Origin of the sequence: Herbiconiux daphne (assembly GCF_024979295.1) — a bacterium.
Classification (GTDB): domain Bacteria; phylum Actinomycetota; class Actinomycetes; order Actinomycetales; family Microbacteriaceae; genus Herbiconiux; species Herbiconiux daphnes.
The window spans coordinates 1-506 of record NZ_JANLCJ010000865.1 but is presented as its reverse complement, the minus strand read 5'-3'; the positions used below and the strand labels follow the sequence as shown (position 1 = coordinate 506).

The following is a 506-nucleotide window of genomic DNA, read 5'->3' as shown; positions in this document are numbered from 1 at the left end:
GCGGCTTTGAAGATTGATGATAAAATAGAGCAATCTTTACAAAAGAAAGTGTTTTAATTGTTGTGTTTAAATCTGGTTATGTTATTATAACCACGTAGCAAGAAAACAGGACGGAAAATAAATTTCCGCCTGAAATTTAAATTTAAAATGTGAGATTGAAAAAATGAAAATTGTAAATAAATTATCCTGGTTAGTTTCTGCGTTTCTTATCGTGATTTTTGTTTCTACTTTCCAGGCGAAAGCGGCAGAAATTACCGTAAACGGCGCTCAATATGTGCAACAAAATGAAAGTGTAGAAAGCAATGATCAAGGCGTTTCTATTAACTTTTCTTTTAACTTCTAATTATTAATTAAATATAAGGCTTATTATCATGAAAACTATTTTTAAAACTGTTATTGTTGCAATCCTGGCTTTTTCTTCTATCGCTGCAAATGCCGCTTATCGTATGAATATTACGGATAACGCACAAATTGCAATTAACGAAAGTGAAACAAGCGCCGTTTTA

At 31.4% G+C, this 506-nt stretch carries 1 protein-coding gene; it reads left to right on the top strand.

The genetic code is table 11. From position 1 onward, the window contains the following. Positions 1–163 precede the first annotated feature (163 nt). Positions 164–343, top strand: coding sequence for a hypothetical protein (locus N1032_RS28105; RefSeq protein ID WP_259544042.1), 180 nt, complete (start codon positions 164–166; stop codon positions 341–343). The last annotated feature ends 163 nt before the right edge of the window (positions 344–506 follow it).